Genomic DNA, 15,615 nt, shown 5'->3' with positions numbered 1-15,615 from the left:
ACCAAATTAGTGCGTGGCGCTAATATAGGTCAACTCTCACGCTTTTTAAACCACACATCGAGTGTAAGAAAACAGGTAAGAGATAATTCATGACCATTGCACTGGAGCTTGAGCAGCTTAAAAAAACCTATCCGGGCGGCGTTCAGGCGCTGCGCGGTATTGATTTAAAAGTAGAAGCCGGCGATTTTTATGCCCTTCTTGGGCCAAACGGCGCGGGGAAATCCACCACCATCGGCATCATCAGTTCGTTGGTAAATAAAAGTTCCGGGCGCGTCAGTGTCTTTGGCTACGACCTGGAAAAAGACGTGGTGAATGCGAAACGTCAGCTGGGTCTGGTGCCGCAAGAGTTCAACTTTAACCCGTTTGAAACCGTGCAACAGATCGTGGTCAACCAGGCGGGCTATTACGGTGTCGATCGTAAAGAAGCGATGGTACGTAGCGAAAAATACCTCAACCAGCTCGATTTATGGGGAAAACGCAACGAACGTGCACGGATGCTCTCCGGCGGTATGAAACGTCGTTTGATGATTGCCCGTGCCCTGATGCACGAGCCGAAACTGCTGATCCTTGATGAGCCGACGGCGGGCGTCGATATTGAGCTGCGCCGCTCCATGTGGGGCTTTTTGAAGGATCTGAACGACAAAGGCACCACCATTATTCTCACCACCCACTATCTGGAAGAGGCGGAGATGCTGTGTCGCAATATCGGCATCATCCAGCGCGGCGATCTGATTGAAAACACCTCGATGAAATCGCTGCTTTCTAAGCTGAAATCGGAAACCTTTATCCTCGATTTAGCGCCGAAAAGCCCGCTGCCGAAGCTGGAAGGTTATCAATACCGGCTGGTGGACACCTCCACGCTGGAAGTGGAAGTGCTGCGCGAACAAGGGGTGAACAGCGTGTTCAGCCAGTTAAGCGCGCAGGGGATTCAGGTATTGAGTATGCGTAATAAAGCCAACCGCCTTGAGGAGCTGTTCGTTACGCTGGTGCATGACAGGAAAGGAGAAAGCGCATGATGCAGCTGTTTTGGGTGGCGCTGAAGAGTATCTGGTACAAAGAGATCCAACGTTTTATGCGCATCTGGGTGCAAACCCTGGTGCCACCGGTCATCACCATGACGCTCTACTTTATTATTTTCGGCAACCTGATTGGTTCGCGTATCGGTGAAATGCACGGCTTTACCTACATGCAGTTTATCGTGCCGGGCTTGATCATGATGGCGGTGATCACCAATGCCTACGCCAACGTGGCGTCGTCGTTCTTCAGCGCCAAGTTCCAGCGCAACATTGAAGAACTGTTGGTCGCGCCGGTGCCCACGCATGTCATTATCGTTGGCTACGTCGGTGGCGGTGTCGCGCGCGGGCTGTGCGTGGGCATTCTGGTGACGGCGGTTTCGCTGTTTTTCGTGCCATTCCAGGTGCATTCATGGTTATTTGTCGGGCTGACGCTGCTGCTGACTGCGGTACTGTTTTCGCTGGCGGGTCTGCTGAATGCGGTATTTGCCAAAACGTTTGATGACATCAGCCTGATCCCGACGTTTGTGCTGACTCCGCTGACTTATCTGGGCGGCGTGTTCTATTCGCTGACGCTGCTGCCGCCGTTCTGGCAGGCGCTGTCGCACCTGAACCCGATTGTGTATATGATCAGCGGCTTCCGCTTTGGTTTCCTCGGCATCACTGATGTGCCGCTGTTTACCACGGTCGGCGTGCTGGTGGTGTTTATCCTCGCTTTCTATCTGCTGTGCTGGTATTTGATTAACCGCGGTCGCGGGCTGCGCAGTTAATTTACGTTTTGCTGGCCATTTGTTCGCCGGATGGCGCTGCGCTTATCCGGCCTACAAACCCAGCACCCATGCCCGATCTGTAGGCCGGATAAGGCGGTAGCCGCCATCCGGCAAAGGGTTTAGCAGTCATTCGCAGAGTTAATCCGTTTTTTAACCTAAACCGAGCCATTGAATCCCTCAGGCTTTTGTTACAATTAGGGCAGTTTCTCAACCCGGTTCGTCTCATGTCTCGTTTGATTACCCTTCTGTTGCTGCTCGTCGCGTACAGCGCCTCTGCCAGTATTGTCAGTGAACAGCGTATTCCCGCCCGTTATATGCAAACTACCGAAGATGCCGCTATCTGGGCGCAGGTGGGTGACAGAGTTATCACCGTGGGCAATATCCGCGCCGGGCAAATCCTCGCCGTGGTGCCGGGTGCGGAGGATTATTACGCCTTTCGCTTCGGCTTTGGCAGCGGGTTTATCGACAAAGGGCATCTGGGGGCGGTGTCGGGCGACAAACGCGTGGAAGATAGCCTGGGCGATTTGAATAAACCGCTCAGTAACCAGAATCTGGTCACCTGGCAGGACACGCCGCTCTACAACGCGCCGGATAAAACCAGCCCGCAGTTCGGTACGCTGGCGGAAAACCTGCGTTACCCGATTATCGATAAACTAAAAGACCGGCTGAACCAGACCTGGTTTCAGATCCGCATTGGCAACCGGCTGGCGTGGGTCAGCAGCCTTGATGCGCAGGAAGATAACGGCCTGCCGGTGCTCACGTACCATCACATCTTGCGCGATGAAGAGAACACGCGTTTTCGCCACACCTCCACCACCACTTCGGTACGCGCCTTTACCAATCAAATGACCTGGCTGCGCGACCAGGGTTACGCCACGCTGTCGATGTATCAACTGGAAGGGTATGTGCGTAACCGCATCAATTTACCTGCGCGTTCGGTGGTGATTACCTTTGACGACGGGCTGAAATCCGTAAGCCGCTACGCGTATCCGATCCTGCATCAATATGGCTTCAAAGCGACGGCGTTTATTATTTCGTCGCGCATCAAACGCAAGCCGCAAAAGTGGGATCCGAAGTCATTACAGTTTATGAGCGTCGCGGAACTTAACCGCATTCGGGACGTGTTTGATGTGCAGTCGCATACCCATTTTCTGCACCGGGTGGATGCGTCAATGCACCCGATTTTGCTGAGCCGTAACTATCACAACATTTTGTTTGATTTTAAGCGTTCGCGCCGCGCGCTGGCGCAGTTCAACCCGCATGTGCTCTACCTGTCGTACCCGTTTGGTGGCTATGACGATAAAGCGGTGAAAGCGGCGAATGATGCCGGTTTTCATATGGCGGTGACCACGGTGCGCGGGAAGGTGAAACCGGGAGATAACCCGTTTTTACTGAAGCGGCTGTATGTATTAAGGACGGATTCGCTGGAAACCCTGTCGCGGCTGGTAAGCAACCAGCCGCAGGGGTAGGACATCAGGCAACCTGAACCGGCACGGCTTTCGCGGTGCGTTTCATCTCGTTGTCGCCATCAAAATAGGCCACTTTCGGCTGCCAGCTACGGGCAACCTCGTCCGGCATGGTGACGTAACTGGCGATAATCAGGATATCGCCCACGTCCGCGCAGTGCGCAGCCGCGCCGTTAACGGAAATAATGCGGGAGCCGCGCTCACCGGCAATCGCATAGGTCGAAAAGCGTTTACCGTTGGTCACGTTATAAATATCAATGGCTTCGTATTCCAGAATACCGGCCGCCTCAAGGAAATCCTGGTCAATGGCGCAGGAGCCTTCGTAATGCAGGTCGGCCTGAGTCACTTTGACGCGGTGGAGCTTGCCTTGCAGCATAGTGCGAATCATAAGTTAAACCTTTGTTACTGATAATTAAGCCGAAAACGGGGCGGCTCCCTGCGTATTCCCCGTCTGTTTTCGCCACGCTCAAACCGGCATGGCGTAGTGCCAGATTATTTCTGTCCTGTCTGAGGGGCGAATTCAACCACTTTATTGTCGATAAGCCGCGCCTGGCCGAGCCATGCCGCCATCAAAATCACCGCCCGCTCGCTGCTCTCTGACAGCGCTTGCAAAGTATCCGCGTCGCGGATTTGGATATCATCGGCGCGTAAGCCAGCGTCGTTGATCTCCTGCTCTGCAATCGCCACCAGCTCTTCCACATTACGCTCGCCCACCTGCAATTTTTCTGCGGTGGCGTTCATCACTTTGCTTAATGCCGGGGCAATTTTGCGCTGTTCGGCACTGAGATAACCGTTGCGGGAACTGAGCGCCAGGCCATCTTTTGCCCGCACGGTCGGCACGCCGACAATCTCAATATCGTAGCCCATATCGGCGACCATTTTGCGGATCAGCTGTAGCTGCTGGTAATCCTTCTCGCCGAAGCAGGCGATATCCGGCTGAACCAGGTTAAACAGCTTGCTGACGATGGTCGACACGCCGCGGAAATGGCCGGGGCGGCTTGCGCCTTCCAGCATCGTAGAAATGCCCGGCACGTCAACGTAAGTCTGGCTGTCGGTGCCCTGCGGGTAGATATCCGCCGGTGCAGGCGCAAAGACGAAATCAACTTTGCGTTTGTTCAGTTTCTCGCAATCTTCCTGCAACGTGCGCGGGTAGCGCACCAGATCGTCTGGTCGGTCAAACTGCATCGGGTTGACGAAAATGCTCACCACCACCGCATCGGCGCGGGCTTTGGCTTCATCGACCAGTTTCATATGACCATGGTGCAGGTTGCCCATCGTCGGGACCAGCGCAATGCGTTTTCCTTCCTGGCGTAGTCGGCGGATATGCTGACGCAGCAGCGGGAGGGTTTCAATAATCAACACAACTTAGCTCCTTAATGGAAACTGTGTTCTTCGCCCGGATAAACCCCGGACTCGACTTCAGCCACATACTGCCTGACGGCCGCGCGCATGTCGCCTGCTTCATTGAGGAAATTCTTGGCAAATTTTGGAATATGTCCGCCGGTAATGCCAAACGCGTCATGCATTACGAGGATCTGGCCGTCGGTGACATTGCCCGCGCCAATACCGATAACCGGAATGGTCAACGCGTCGGTAATACGCTGCGCCAGTTCAACCGGCACGCACTCCAGCACCAGCAACTGCGCGCCCGCGGCTTCCAGCGCCAGTGCATCTTCATACAGTCCCTGTGCGGCGTCGCCGCGCCCCTGGACTTTGTAACCGCCGAAAATGTTCACGGATTGCGGGGTTAAACCGAGATGACCACACACCGGTACGGCGCGTTCGGTGAGCATTTTCACCGTCGGGGCCAGCCAGCGGCCACCTTCTATTTTCACCATATTGGCACCGGCACGCATCACCACGGCGGAATGTTCAAACGCCTGCTCAGGCGTGGCGTAAGCCATAAATGGCAAGTCGGCAAGCAGCAAACACGCGGGCGCACCACGGCGCACGGCCTGCGTGTGATAGGCGATATCGGCAACCGTCACCGGCAGGGTAGAGTCATGACCTTGTACCGTCATCCCTAACGAGTCACCCACCAGCATCACGTTAATTCCTTCTTCGGCAAACAGTTTCGCGAAGCTGTAGTCGTATGCGGTGATAGTGGCGAAGCGTTTTTTCTCTTGCTTGCATTTAAGCAGCCACGAAAGGGTGGTGGGTTTCATAGCGTTTCCTGATAGTCGAAAGCGATTCTGGCGCATTCTATCAGCAACATTCAGACGGGCAATGATTTTAGGCAACCCATTGGCGCGGGTCACAAAGAAAGGGCGATTACCAGGCAGCGGGTTTCGGCGCGTTCAGACGCGCAAGAGTGGCCTGTAACGATTCGCCATCCGGGAAGTGCAGATCCGGCGCGATTTCAAACAGCGGCCACAGCATAAACCCACGGTTTTTCATGTCGTAATGGGGAAGGGTGAGCCGCTCTGTGTTCAGCGTCTCATTGCCGAATAACATAATGTCGAGATCGAGTGTGCGCGGCCCCCAGCGCTCTGCTTTGCGCACGCGTCCCTGTTGCAGCTCAATGCGTTGGGTATTCTCAAGCAGCATTTCTGGCGAAAGAGAGGTCTCCAGCGCAACGGCGGCGTTGAGGTAATCGGGCTGATCAGGCGGACCGAGCGGGGGCGTGCGATAGAGCGAGGAAACCGCCACGATACGGCTTTGCGGGATCTCCCCGATAGCGGCAATCGCGGCGTTAACCTGGTCGAGCGGCGAAGAGAGATTGCTGCCCAGCGCGATATACGCGACGGTCACGCACTGCCCTCACGGCGCGGGGCGCGTTTACGCGGGCGGCGGTGGCGACGGCGCTCTGCCGGTTCTTCGCCTAAATCATCAAGCATATGTTTTTGGGTCGGCGGTGCGGAAACCTGGAACTCGCCCCACCATTTTGTCAGGCGTTGCAGTTCGCTGTTATTTTCCGCTTCGGCACGCAGCGCCAGCAAATCATAAGAGGCACGGAATTTCGGATGCTCCATCAGTTTCCACGCACGTTTGCCCTGACGGCGCGACATCCGCAGTTGCAACTGCCAGATATCGCGAATAAGCGTCGTAATACGTTTCGGAATGGCCAGCGAGCGGCACGCTTCGTCGAGTACGTCATTCATTGCCAGCGCAAATGCATCGTAATAGGCCAGCCCGCCTTCCTGGGTAATACGCTGCGCGTTTTCCAGCAGCGGATACCAGAACATGGCGGCAAACAGAAATGCCGGGTTTACGCGCATATCATTATGAATGCGGTTATCGGTGTTTTTCAGCACCTGCGCAATGATGCGCTCCATCGGGCTATCACCTTGTTCGGTGAAATAGCGGGTGATGGTCGGGAAAAGAGGTTGAAAGAGGCCATATTCACGCAGGAGCTGGTAAGTGTCGTAACCGTAGCCCGCTTGCATTAGCTTGAGCGATTCCTCAAACAGACGCGCCGGAGGCACATCGTTAATTAAGGTCGCCAGACGCGGAATAGGTTCGGCGGTCTCTTCGCTGATGCGCATACCGAGCTTGGCGGCGAAACGCACCGCGCGCAACATGCGCACCGGATCTTCGCGGTAGCGGGTTTCCGGGTTGCCGATCAGACGAATAATGCCTTCTTCGAGGTCGCGCATGCCGCCGACGTAATCACGAACGGTAAAATCGGACACGCTGTAATAGAGGCTGTTGATGGTGAAATCGCGACGCTGGGCATCTTCTTCGATCGAACCGAAGATGTTGTCACGCAGCAACATGCCGTTCTGCCCGCGTTGGGAGATAGTGCGATCGGTTTGTTGATCGTCGTGATGACCACGGAAAGTGGCCACTTCGATGATTTCCGGCCCAAACATGACATGCGCCAGGCGGAAACGGCGGCCAACCAGACGGCAGTTGCGAAACAGTTTACGTACCTGATCCGGCGTCGCGCTGGTGGTCACGTCAAAATCTTTTGGTTTTTTGCCCAGCAATAAATCGCGCACACCGCCGCCTACCAGGTAAGCGTCATAGCCCGCTTTATTCAGCCGATAGAGCACTTTGAGCGCATTTTCACTGATATCTTTGCGGGAAATAGCGTGCTGTTCACGCGGAATAACCGTCATCTGCGGTTGGGCCAAAGCCTCAACGGCCATGCTCTCTTCGCGGCTTAGCACCTTGCGGCAAAAATTAGCGACTCGGGTAAAAATAGTACACCTCGGTAGTGTCAAGACGTCAGGACAAAAAAATAGCGGCTAATCATAGCTCAGCGAAAGGCATTTGAGAATGCCGTATTCGCATCCTGTGTTACAGGAACACGGGAAATCGACCAGTTTGCCACTGCCTTTTCCAGCAACGTATCGATGGGCAGATCCTGCCACTCTTTTGTTACATCCTGGTTCAAAAATTGTAAAGCCCTGATTATCATAGGGCGCGGATCGCCGCCGGGTAAGGCGGGCGCATGGTTCTGCTTAGAGAGCTTATTGCCCTGTTCATTAAGGGCGAGCGGCAGATGAATATACCCTGGCACCGGCCAGCCAAGCTGCTGATAGAGCGAAATTTGCCGTACCGTTGGCTCAATTAAATCTGCGCCGCGTACGATCTCCGTCACACCCTGAAAGTGGTCATCGACGACCACCGCCAAATTGTAAGCAAATAGTCCATCACGGCGGTGAATAATAAAATCTTCGCGTGCCAGTCTCTCATCGGCCACGATCCGACCGCGTAGGCTGTCAGTAAATTCCAGCACCGGATGGCGTTGCAGCAGGCGCACCGCGGCATTTTCCGCGCCATTATTCAGCGTGCGGCAATGGCCGTCGTACGTGCCGCCAACGCTCTGGATACGCGCCCGCGTACAGGTGCAAAAATAACTTAGCCCTTCACGATGAAGGCGTTCCAGCACCTCGCGGTAAGCGTCATGGCGTTGAGATTGCCACAGCACGTCACCGTCCCAGTGCAAACCATACTGTTCAAGCTGGCGTAAAATAATGTTGGCCGCGCCGGGGACTTCGCGAGGGGGATCGATATCTTCGATGCGTACCCGCCAGACACCGTGATGCGCACGGGCTTGCAGATAGCTGCCGAGAGCGGCAATTAACGAACCAAAATGCAGTTCACCGGATGGGGACGGCGCAAAGCGCCCGATATAGTGTGAGTCAGGCATATCGACAGGCAAGAAAATATAGGGCGGGAATCACTCCCGCCGTATAAGAGACGCCACGCTTTAGCGGAGCGTCATCAAAGATGTCGGTGGATTAACCCGCCATCTGTTTTTCGCGGATTTCCGCCAGGGTTTTGCAGTCGATGCACAGATCGGCAGTCGGACGCGCTTCCAGACGACGGATACCGATTTCAACGCCACAGGATTCGCAGAAGCCGAAATCTTCGTCTTCTACTTTTTTCAGCGTTTTCTCGATCTTTTTAATCAGCTTGCGCTCGCGATCACGGTTACGCAGTTCGAGGCTGAACTCTTCTTCCTGAGCGGCACGGTCAACCGGATCCGGGAAGTTAGCTGCTTCGTCCTGCATATGCGTAACGGTGCGATCGACTTCATCCCTAAGTTGATTACGCCATGCTTCAAGGATTCGCTTGAAGTGTGCCAGCTGGGCTTCGTTCATATACTCTTCGCCCGGCTTCTCTTGATACGGCTCCACCCCAGCGATGGCGAGAATACTCAGGGACGATGTTTTACGGTTTTGCCCTTCTTGCATGTTGCTTCTCCTTAACACGCACTATCGATCCCCGTGTGGGGGAAAAATCAGGCCGCTATAAATAGCAGATGCTTTTACGGATGGCAAATATCCAAACGTAACACTTGACAACCCTGTGAAGAAAAGCGTATTTGCGCACGCGACCAAATCACTTATTCGTCAATTGCTTGCCTTTAGAGCGAAAACGGTAGCGGCAAGCTAAGAGTAATATTATCGGCAGAAAGTTCCGCTTTATAAGCGATAACTTCTACCCCCCGGCGATGTGCTTCACTCAATAATCGTGCGTATTCCCCGTCAATATGGCGTGCGGGTGAGAAATGTTCAACGGCGGAGTGCAGTACGGCAAAAAGAATCACTGCACGGTCGCCATTGGCCGCTACGCTCATTAATTCCCGCAGATGCTTTTGCCCACGCAGTGTGACCGCATCCGGGAAATAGCCTGACTGCTGCTCGGCGAGCGTGACCGATTTGACTTCAATATAGCAGTTGCGCCTGTCGTCCGCCTGCAACAGAAAATCAATTCTGCTACGCTCCGCACCATATTTTACTTCGCTTTTCAGTGAGCTATAGCCCGTTAGCTCAGGCAGACGGTCAGCGAGAATAGCCTCTTTTGTCAACATATTTGCCCGCTGAGTATTAACGCAGATAAATGCCCCCTGCTGAGTTTCAGTCAATTCCCAGGTGTGGGCATATTTGCGCTTCAGATTATTCGAAGTGGAATACCAGACCGTATCGCCTGGCGTCGCGCAACCGGTCATTGCGCCGGTATTTGGGCAATGTAATGTCAGCGTTTCCCCTTCAGGTGTAATGACATCCGCGAGAAAGCGCTTATAACGCAAAATAAGCGTGGCAGATTTAAGCGGCGGGACGAACTGCATTCGGCTTCCTTATATTTTTAATGTCCAGCGATTCAGCGGCGTATAGCGGGTGCGCCCTCGGATAAATTGCGATTCATATAATACAAATTCGCTGACCGGGAAAGACCAGCAAAAACCCGGCGGCGGAATGGCCACCGCGTGGCTGGCATCACGCAGCAACGTAATATGCGGGTGAAACGGTTTTGGGCTTTGGTAACAACCGCTGCGGGACGCCTGCGCGCGCAGCATATCGGCCAGTTGCAGCAATCCGCGCGGCGGCTGGCGGGAACCAAGCCACAGCACGCGCGAGCGCAGCCACTGCCCGGCATCATCCAGATTGAGCGTGAAACCCGGCTGGCGGATCCGCCCGGCAAGGGTCTCCAGCGCCCGCTGTTTTTCGGCACTGATATCGCCAAGAAACGCCAGTGTCAGATGCAAATTCGCGGCGGCAATTGGGCGTCCGGCCTCGGGTGGAAAATGCTGCGCGCGCCAGTTAACGACCTGCGTCTGGATATCGGCGGGCAGTTCGATGGCAAAAAAGAGCCTTTTGGGTTCAGACATGGCGTGCTCGGGTTAATGGTTTACGGGGATGGTATACTGCTGGCCGTCTTCTGTTAACCCCTGGAGCTGTTGTGTCCTCACTGCCCGTTGCCGCTGTTCTGTCCGACATTCTTTCTGCGCTGCAAAGTGCGCCGCAGGTGCTGTTAAGCGCCCCGACCGGTGCCGGGAAATCGACCTGGCTGCCGCTGCAACTGTTGCAACACGGCAACATCAATGGGCGTATTTTACTGCTTGAACCGCGTCGTCTGGCGGCGCGAAACGTGGCGCAGCGGCTGGCGGAACTGCTCAATGAACAGCCTGGCGAAACGGTTGGTTACCGCATGCGCGCAGAAACCTGCGTTGGGCCGAATACGCGCCTTGAAGTGGTGACCGAAGGGATCCTCACTCGCCTTATTCAAAACGATCCTGAGCTGAGCGGCGTCGGGCTGGTTATTCTTGATGAATTTCACGAACGCAGCGTGCAGGCGGATCTCGCGCTGGCGCTGCTGCTTGATGTTCAGCAAGGTCTGCGCGATGACCTGAAATTACTGGTGATGTCTGCAACGCTTGATAACGACCGTTTGCAGGCGTTGTTGCCGGATGCCCCCACAATTGCTTCCGCAGGCCGCGCCTTTGCGGTTGAACAACGCTATCAATCTTTGCCTGCTCACCAACGTTTTGATGAAGCCGTCGCGCAGGCCACCGCCGAGCTACTGTGCCATGAATCCGGTTCGCTATTACTCTTTTTGCCGGGCGTCGGCGAGATCCAGCGTGTGCAGGAGCAGCTTGCTTCGCGTATTGGCAGCGATGTTCTGCTGTGCCCGCTGTATGGCGCATTGCCGTTAAGCGAGCAGCGCAAGGCGATTTTGCCCGCCCCCGCCGGGCAGCGAAAAGTGGTGCTGGCGACCAATATTGCCGAAACCAGCCTGACCATTGAAGGCATTCGCCTGGTGGTAGATAGCGCACAGGAGCGCGTCGCCCGTTTTGATGCCCGCAGCGGGTTAACGCGGCTGGTCACGCAGCGCATCAGCGTGGCGTCGATGACCCAGCGCGCCGGGCGTGCCGGTCGTCTGGAGCCGGGGATTTGCTTACATTTGATTGGCAAAGAGCAGGCGGAACGTGCGGCGGCGCAAAGCAGCCCGGAAATACTGAACAGCGATTTATCCGGCCTGTTGATGGAATTATTGCAGTGGGGCTGCCACGACCCCGCACAGTTGCGCTGGCTGGATCTCCCTCCGGCGGCGAATCTGGCGGCGGCGCGTAAATTGCTGGTCCAGCTAGGAGCGCTGGAAGAAGAGAGATTAACGCCGTTCGGCATGAAAATGGCCGCACTCGGTAACGATCCGCGCCTCGCGGCGATGCTGGCGAGTGCGCAAAATGATGACGAAATTGCCAGCGCCGCGAAGCTTGCCGCCATTCTTGAAGAGCCACCGCGCGGCGCAAACAGCGATTTAAGTGCGGCTTTTTCCCGCAACCAGGCGAACTGGCAGCAGCGTGCGCGCCTGCTTGCCCGGCGGTTGAAAAGCAGCGGCGGTGAGGCGGACAGCGCGATGCTGGCACCACTTCTGGCCCGCGCCTTTGCCGATCGCATTGCGCGTCGGCGCGGCCAGCAGGGGCGTTATCAACTGGCGAACGGGATGGGCGCGACGCTGGATGCCGATGATGCCCTCAACCGCCACGAATGGCTGATAACGCCGCTATTATTGCAGGGCAGCCAGTCGCCGGATGCGCGCATTTTACTGGCGCTGCCCGTTGATATTGACGCGCTGGCAGCCCGCTGCCCGCAGTTGATTCAGCAGTCGGACAGTGTGGAATGGGACGACGCGCAAGGTACGCTGAAAGCGTTTCGCCGCCGCCAGATAGGGCAACTGATCCTTAACACGCAGCCGCTGGCGAAACCGTCGGAAGAGGAGCTGCATCAGGCGATGCTGAATGGCATTCGCGATAAAGGCCTGCACGTGCTGAACTGGACGCCAGAGGCTGAACAGTTTCGTTTACGGCTACACTGTGCAGCGAAATGGTTGCCGGAGCACGGCTGGCCTGCGGTGGATGATGCGTCGCTGCTGGAAAATCTTGAGCAGTGGCTGCTGCCGCAAATGGGCGGCATCCGCTCACTGCGCGATTTAAAGGCGCTTGATGTTACGCAGGCGTTACAAAACATGATGCCGTGGTCATTACGTCAACGGCTGGATAGTGAGCTGCCTGGGCATTACACTGTGCCGACCGGCAGCCGGATAGCCATTCGCTATCATGAAGATAACCCGCCTGCGCTGGCGGTGCGGATGCAGGAGATGTTCGGCGAAGCCTCAACGCCGACCATCGCGCAAGGCCGCGTGGCGCTGGTGCTGGAACTGCTTTCACCTGCGCTGCGGCCATTACAAATCACGCGGGATTTAAGCGCCTTTTGGGCCGGAACCTATCGCGAAGTGCAAAAAGAGATGAAAGGGCGTTATCCAAAACACGTCTGGCCGGACGACCCGGCAAATACCGCGCCTACGCGGCGTACTAAAAAGTATTCATAGCGCTGACGCATGTAGCGTCATTCATCAATGCTATAAATTGAGAGATTTCTTCTTCTGCAAGTAAGCAGAAGAACTGAGAATCAGGCCCTTGCGCCTGAACGTTGCGGAGAGTAAAGCATGGCGGGGAATGACCGCGAGCCAATTGGACGCAAAGGTAGACCAGCGCGTCCGGCAAAAGAGAAAATCAGTCGTCGTCGACTCCGGGAAGAGGAGTATGACGATTACGAAGATGACGATGAAGAGGGAAGAAGCGTGCCGAAAAAGGGCAGAGGCAAAGGCAAGACGCCACGCGGTAAACGCGGCTGGTTCTGGCTGCTGTTGAAAATTTTCATCGTTTTCGCGGTGCTGATCGCCATTTATGGCGTCTATCTGGATCAAAAAATCCGCGCCCGTATCGACGGTAAAGTCTGGCAACTGCCTGCCGCAGTGTATGGCCGTATGGTCAACCTCGAACCGGATATGGCTATCGGCAAAAACGAGATGGTGAAACTGCTGGAAGCCACACAGTACCGCCAGGTGACGAAGATGACGCGTCCTGGCGAATTTACCGTGCAGGCGCAAAGCATTGAGATGATCCGCCGTCCGTTTGATTTCCCGGACAGCAAAGAGGGGCAGGTGCGCGCGCGTCTGACCTTTGATGGCGATCGGCTGGAAACCATCGAGAATATGGACAGTAACCGCCAGTTCGGTTTCTTCCGTCTCGATCCGCGCCTGATCACCATGCTCTCTTCGCCCAACGGCGAGCAGCGCCTGTTTGTGGCGCGTAATGGCTTTCCGGATCTTCTGGTCGATACGCTGCTGGCGACCGAAGACCGCCATTTCTATGAGCATGACGGCATCAGTTTCTACTCCATTGGCCGCGCGGTGCTGGCGAACCTGACCGCAGGACGCACGGTGCAGGGCGCAAGTACGCTGACGCAGCAATTGGTAAAAAACCTGTTCCTCAGCAGCGAGCGCTCTTACTGGCGTAAAGCCAACGAAGCCTATATGGCGCTGATTGTCGATGCCCGCTACAGCAAGGATCGCATTCTTGAGCTGTATATGAACGAGGTTTACCTCGGTCAGAGCGGTGATAACGAAATTCGTGGTTTCCCGCTGGCGAGCCTCTACTATTTTGGTCGCCCGGTTGAAGAGCTGAGCCTGGATCAGCAGGCTTTGCTGGTGGGGATGGTCAAAGGGGCGTCGATTTACAACCCGTGGCGTAACCCGAAACTGGCTCTTGAGCGCCGCAACCTGGTGCTGCGTTTGCTGCAACAGCAGAGCGTTATCGATCAGGAACTGTATGACATGCTGAGCGCCCGCCCGCTGGGTGTGCAGCCGCGCGGTGGAGTGATTTCACCACAGCCGGCGTTTATGCAGATGGTGCGCCAGGAGTTGCAGGCCAAGCTCGGCGATAAAGTCAAAGATCTCTCCGGCGTGAAGATCTTCACCACCTTTGATTCTGTGGCGCAGGACGCCGCTGAAAAAGCCGCTGTGGAAGGTATTCCGGCGCTGATCAAACAGCGCAAACTGACGGATCTGGAAACGGCGATGGTCGTTGTTGACCGCTACACCGGCGAAGTGCGGGCGATGGTCGGCGGCGCAACGCCGCAGTTCGCGGGTTATAACCGCGCGATGCAGGCGCGTCGTTCGATTGGTTCGCTGGCGAAACCGGCAACCTACCTGACGGCGTTGAGCCAGCCTAACACCTATCGTCTGAATACCTGGATTGCTGATGCGCCAATTTCGCTGCGTCAACCCAACGGCCAGATGTGGTCACCGCAGAACGATGACCACCGTTTCAGCGGCCAGGTGATGCTGGTGGATGCGCTGACGCGCTCCATGAACGTGCCGACCGTTAACCTCGGTATGGCGGTCGGTTTACCGGCGGTTACGGATACCTGGCAGAAACTGGGTGCGCCGAAAAACCAGCTCACCGGTATGCCGTCTATGCTGCTCGGCGCGCTGAACCTGACGCCGATTGAAGTGGCGCAGGCGTTCCAGACCATTGCCAGCGGCGGTAACCGCGCGCCGCTTTCCGCGCTGCGTTCGGTGATTGCTGAAGACGGTTCGGTGCTTTATCAGAGCTTCCCGCAGGCTGAGCGTGCCGTACCGGCGCAGGCGGCGTATATGACGCTGTGGACGATGCAGCAGGTTATCCAGCGCGGTACTGGCCGCCAGCTTGGTGCGAAATATCCGGGTCTGCATCTGGCGGGTAAAACCGGGACCACCAACAATAACGTTGATACCTGGTTCGCCGGGATTGACGGGCGTGAAGTGACCATTACCTGGGTAGGCCGCGATAATAACCAGCCAACCAAGCTGTACGGAGCCAGCGGTGCGATGGCGATTTACCAGCGCTATCTGCAAAACCAGTCGCCGATCCCACTCGATCTGACGCCGCCGGAAGACATTGCCACGATGGGCGTTGACGATATGGGTAACTTCATCTGTGGCGGGGGCGGTATGCGCCAGCTGCCGGTGTGGACCACCAACCCGGACGCGCTGTGTCAGCAAAACCAGATGATGCAGCCGCAAACCGGCAACCCGTTTGATCAATCAGCGCCGCCGCAACAGCAGCAACCTCAGCAACAGCCACCGCAGCAGGAGCAGAAAAGCGATGGCGTGGCCGGTTGGATAAAGGATATGTTCGGCAGTAACTGATAGCAAAAACCCCCGGTCCGCAAAGCCGGGGGTTTTTTATGTTGGCCTTCCCGATACATTCAAATAACGCCGTATTAAATCCCCCTTAATACCTGATTAACGCCCTTCTTTTAGGCTGGTTATTTCTTCGTCCCTTAGCCGCGCCAGAAGGCAATGCGC

General features: G+C 55.9%; 14 protein-coding genes. 5 read left to right on the top strand and 9 right to left on the bottom strand.

The annotated features are described in order from the left end of the window. Positions 1-89: 89 nt before the first annotated feature. The 3 genes from Q5705_12575 (at position 90) to Q5705_12565 (ending at position 3,252) form a co-directional block, all read left to right on the top strand. A complete protein-coding gene (locus Q5705_12575; GenBank protein WLI75434.1) occupies positions 90-1,016 on the top strand; it encodes an ABC transporter ATP-binding protein in 927 nt (308 codons plus the stop codon). After that, positions 1,013-1,783, top strand: a complete 771-nt coding sequence (locus Q5705_12570; GenBank protein ID WLI75433.1) for an ABC transporter permease — start codon at positions 1,013-1,015, stop codon at positions 1,781-1,783. The genes Q5705_12575 and Q5705_12570 overlap by 4 nt, the downstream gene beginning before the upstream one ends. 224 nt (positions 1,784-2,007) lie before the next feature. Further along, positions 2,008-3,252 carry a polysaccharide deacetylase family protein gene (locus tag Q5705_12565; protein WLI75432.1) on the top strand — a complete coding sequence of 415 codons (1,245 nt, stop codon included), beginning with the start codon at positions 2,008-2,010 and terminating at the stop codon, positions 3,250-3,252. Between the two features lie 4 nt (positions 3,253-3,256). Here the strand turns inward: Q5705_12565 and panD are convergent, their stop codons facing one another. The 9 genes from panD to thpR form a co-directional block, all read right to left on the bottom strand. Continuing rightward, complete coding sequence (panD, locus tag Q5705_12560; protein WLI75431.1) at positions 3,257-3,637, bottom strand: aspartate 1-decarboxylase; 381 nt, start codon at positions 3,635-3,637, stop codon at positions 3,257-3,259. Between the two features lie 104 nt (positions 3,638-3,741). Continuing rightward, on the bottom strand, positions 3,742-4,611 hold the full coding sequence (panC, locus tag Q5705_12555) for a pantoate--beta-alanine ligase (protein WLI75430.1): 870 nt from the start codon (positions 4,609-4,611) through the stop codon (positions 3,742-3,744). Positions 4,612-4,622: 11 nt separating this feature from the next. Beyond that, complete coding sequence (panB, locus tag Q5705_12550) at positions 4,623-5,414, bottom strand: 3-methyl-2-oxobutanoate hydroxymethyltransferase (protein ID WLI75429.1); 792 nt, start codon at positions 5,412-5,414, stop codon at positions 4,623-4,625. A 106-nt stretch (positions 5,415-5,520) separates the two neighbouring features. Then, positions 5,521-6,000 (bottom strand): 2-amino-4-hydroxy-6-hydroxymethyldihydropteridine diphosphokinase, encoded by a 480-nt coding sequence (gene folK, locus Q5705_12545; GenBank protein ID WLI75428.1) that lies wholly within the window; start codon positions 5,998-6,000, stop codon positions 5,521-5,523. Further along, on the bottom strand, positions 5,997-7,394 hold the full coding sequence (gene pcnB / locus Q5705_12540; GenBank protein ID WLI79023.1) for a polynucleotide adenylyltransferase PcnB: 1,398 nt from the start codon (positions 7,392-7,394) through the stop codon (positions 5,997-5,999). The genes folK and pcnB overlap by 4 nt, the downstream gene beginning before the upstream one ends. Positions 7,395-7,450: 56 nt before the next feature. Continuing rightward, the gene (gene gluQRS, locus Q5705_12535) at positions 7,451-8,347 is read right to left on the bottom strand and encodes a tRNA glutamyl-Q(34) synthetase GluQRS (protein WLI75427.1); all 897 of its coding nucleotides are present in this window, start codon (positions 8,345-8,347) and stop codon (positions 7,451-7,453) included. A gap of 91 nt (positions 8,348-8,438) precedes the next feature. Beyond that, the gene (dksA, locus tag Q5705_12530; protein WLI75426.1) at positions 8,439-8,894 is read right to left on the bottom strand and encodes an RNA polymerase-binding protein DksA; all 456 of its coding nucleotides are present in this window, start codon (positions 8,892-8,894) and stop codon (positions 8,439-8,441) included. A gap of 173 nt (positions 8,895-9,067) precedes the next feature. Next, positions 9,068-9,772 carry a DNA/RNA nuclease SfsA gene (sfsA, locus tag Q5705_12525; GenBank protein ID WLI75425.1) on the bottom strand — a complete coding sequence of 235 codons (705 nt, stop codon included), beginning with the start codon at positions 9,770-9,772 and terminating at the stop codon, positions 9,068-9,070. 9 nt (positions 9,773-9,781) lie between these two features. Beyond that, positions 9,782-10,312 carry an RNA 2',3'-cyclic phosphodiesterase gene (thpR, locus tag Q5705_12520; GenBank protein WLI75424.1) on the bottom strand — a complete coding sequence of 177 codons (531 nt, stop codon included), beginning with the start codon at positions 10,310-10,312 and terminating at the stop codon, positions 9,782-9,784. A 71-nt stretch (positions 10,313-10,383) separates the two neighbouring features. Between thpR and hrpB the strand changes: the two genes are divergently transcribed. Continuing rightward, positions 10,384-12,813 carry an ATP-dependent helicase HrpB gene (gene hrpB, locus Q5705_12515; protein WLI75423.1) on the top strand — a complete coding sequence of 810 codons (2,430 nt, stop codon included), beginning with the start codon at positions 10,384-10,386 and terminating at the stop codon, positions 12,811-12,813. Between the two features lie 117 nt (positions 12,814-12,930). Then, a complete protein-coding gene (mrcB, locus tag Q5705_12510; protein ID WLI75422.1) occupies positions 12,931-15,456 on the top strand; it encodes a bifunctional glycosyl transferase/transpeptidase in 2,526 nt (841 codons plus the stop codon). Positions 15,457-15,615 lie beyond the last annotated feature (159 nt).

Source organism: Kosakonia sp. H02 (assembly GCA_030704225.1).
Classification (GTDB): Bacteria; Pseudomonadota; Gammaproteobacteria; order Enterobacterales; family Enterobacteriaceae; genus Kosakonia.
This window is presented reverse-complemented; position numbering and strand designations above follow the sequence as displayed.

Coding starts and splice junctions, on each gene's coding strand:
- sfsA (WLI75425.1), bottom strand. CDS start 9,772: ATGCAGTTCGTCCCGCCGCTTAAATCTGCCACGCTTATTTTGCGTTAT.
- Q5705_12570 (WLI75433.1), top strand. CDS start 1,013: ATGATGCAGCTGTTTTGGGTGGCGCTGAAGAGTATCTGGTACAAAGAG.
- dksA (WLI75426.1), bottom strand. CDS start 8,894: ATGCAAGAAGGGCAAAACCGTAAAACATCGTCCCTGAGTATTCTCGCC.
- panD (WLI75431.1), bottom strand. CDS start 3,637: ATGATTCGCACTATGCTGCAAGGCAAGCTCCACCGCGTCAAAGTGACT.
- panB (WLI75429.1), bottom strand. CDS start 5,414: ATGAAACCCACCACCCTTTCGTGGCTGCTTAAATGCAAGCAAGAGAAA.
- Q5705_12565 (WLI75432.1), top strand. CDS start 2,008: ATGTCTCGTTTGATTACCCTTCTGTTGCTGCTCGTCGCGTACAGCGCC.
- thpR (WLI75424.1), bottom strand. CDS start 10,312: ATGTCTGAACCCAAAAGGCTCTTTTTTGCCATCGAACTGCCCGCCGAT.
- gluQRS (WLI75427.1), bottom strand. CDS start 8,347: ATGCCTGACTCACACTATATCGGGCGCTTTGCGCCGTCCCCATCCGGT.
- mrcB (WLI75422.1), top strand. CDS start 12,931: ATGGCGGGGAATGACCGCGAGCCAATTGGACGCAAAGGTAGACCAGCG.
- Q5705_12575 (WLI75434.1), top strand. CDS start 90: ATGACCATTGCACTGGAGCTTGAGCAGCTTAAAAAAACCTATCCGGGC.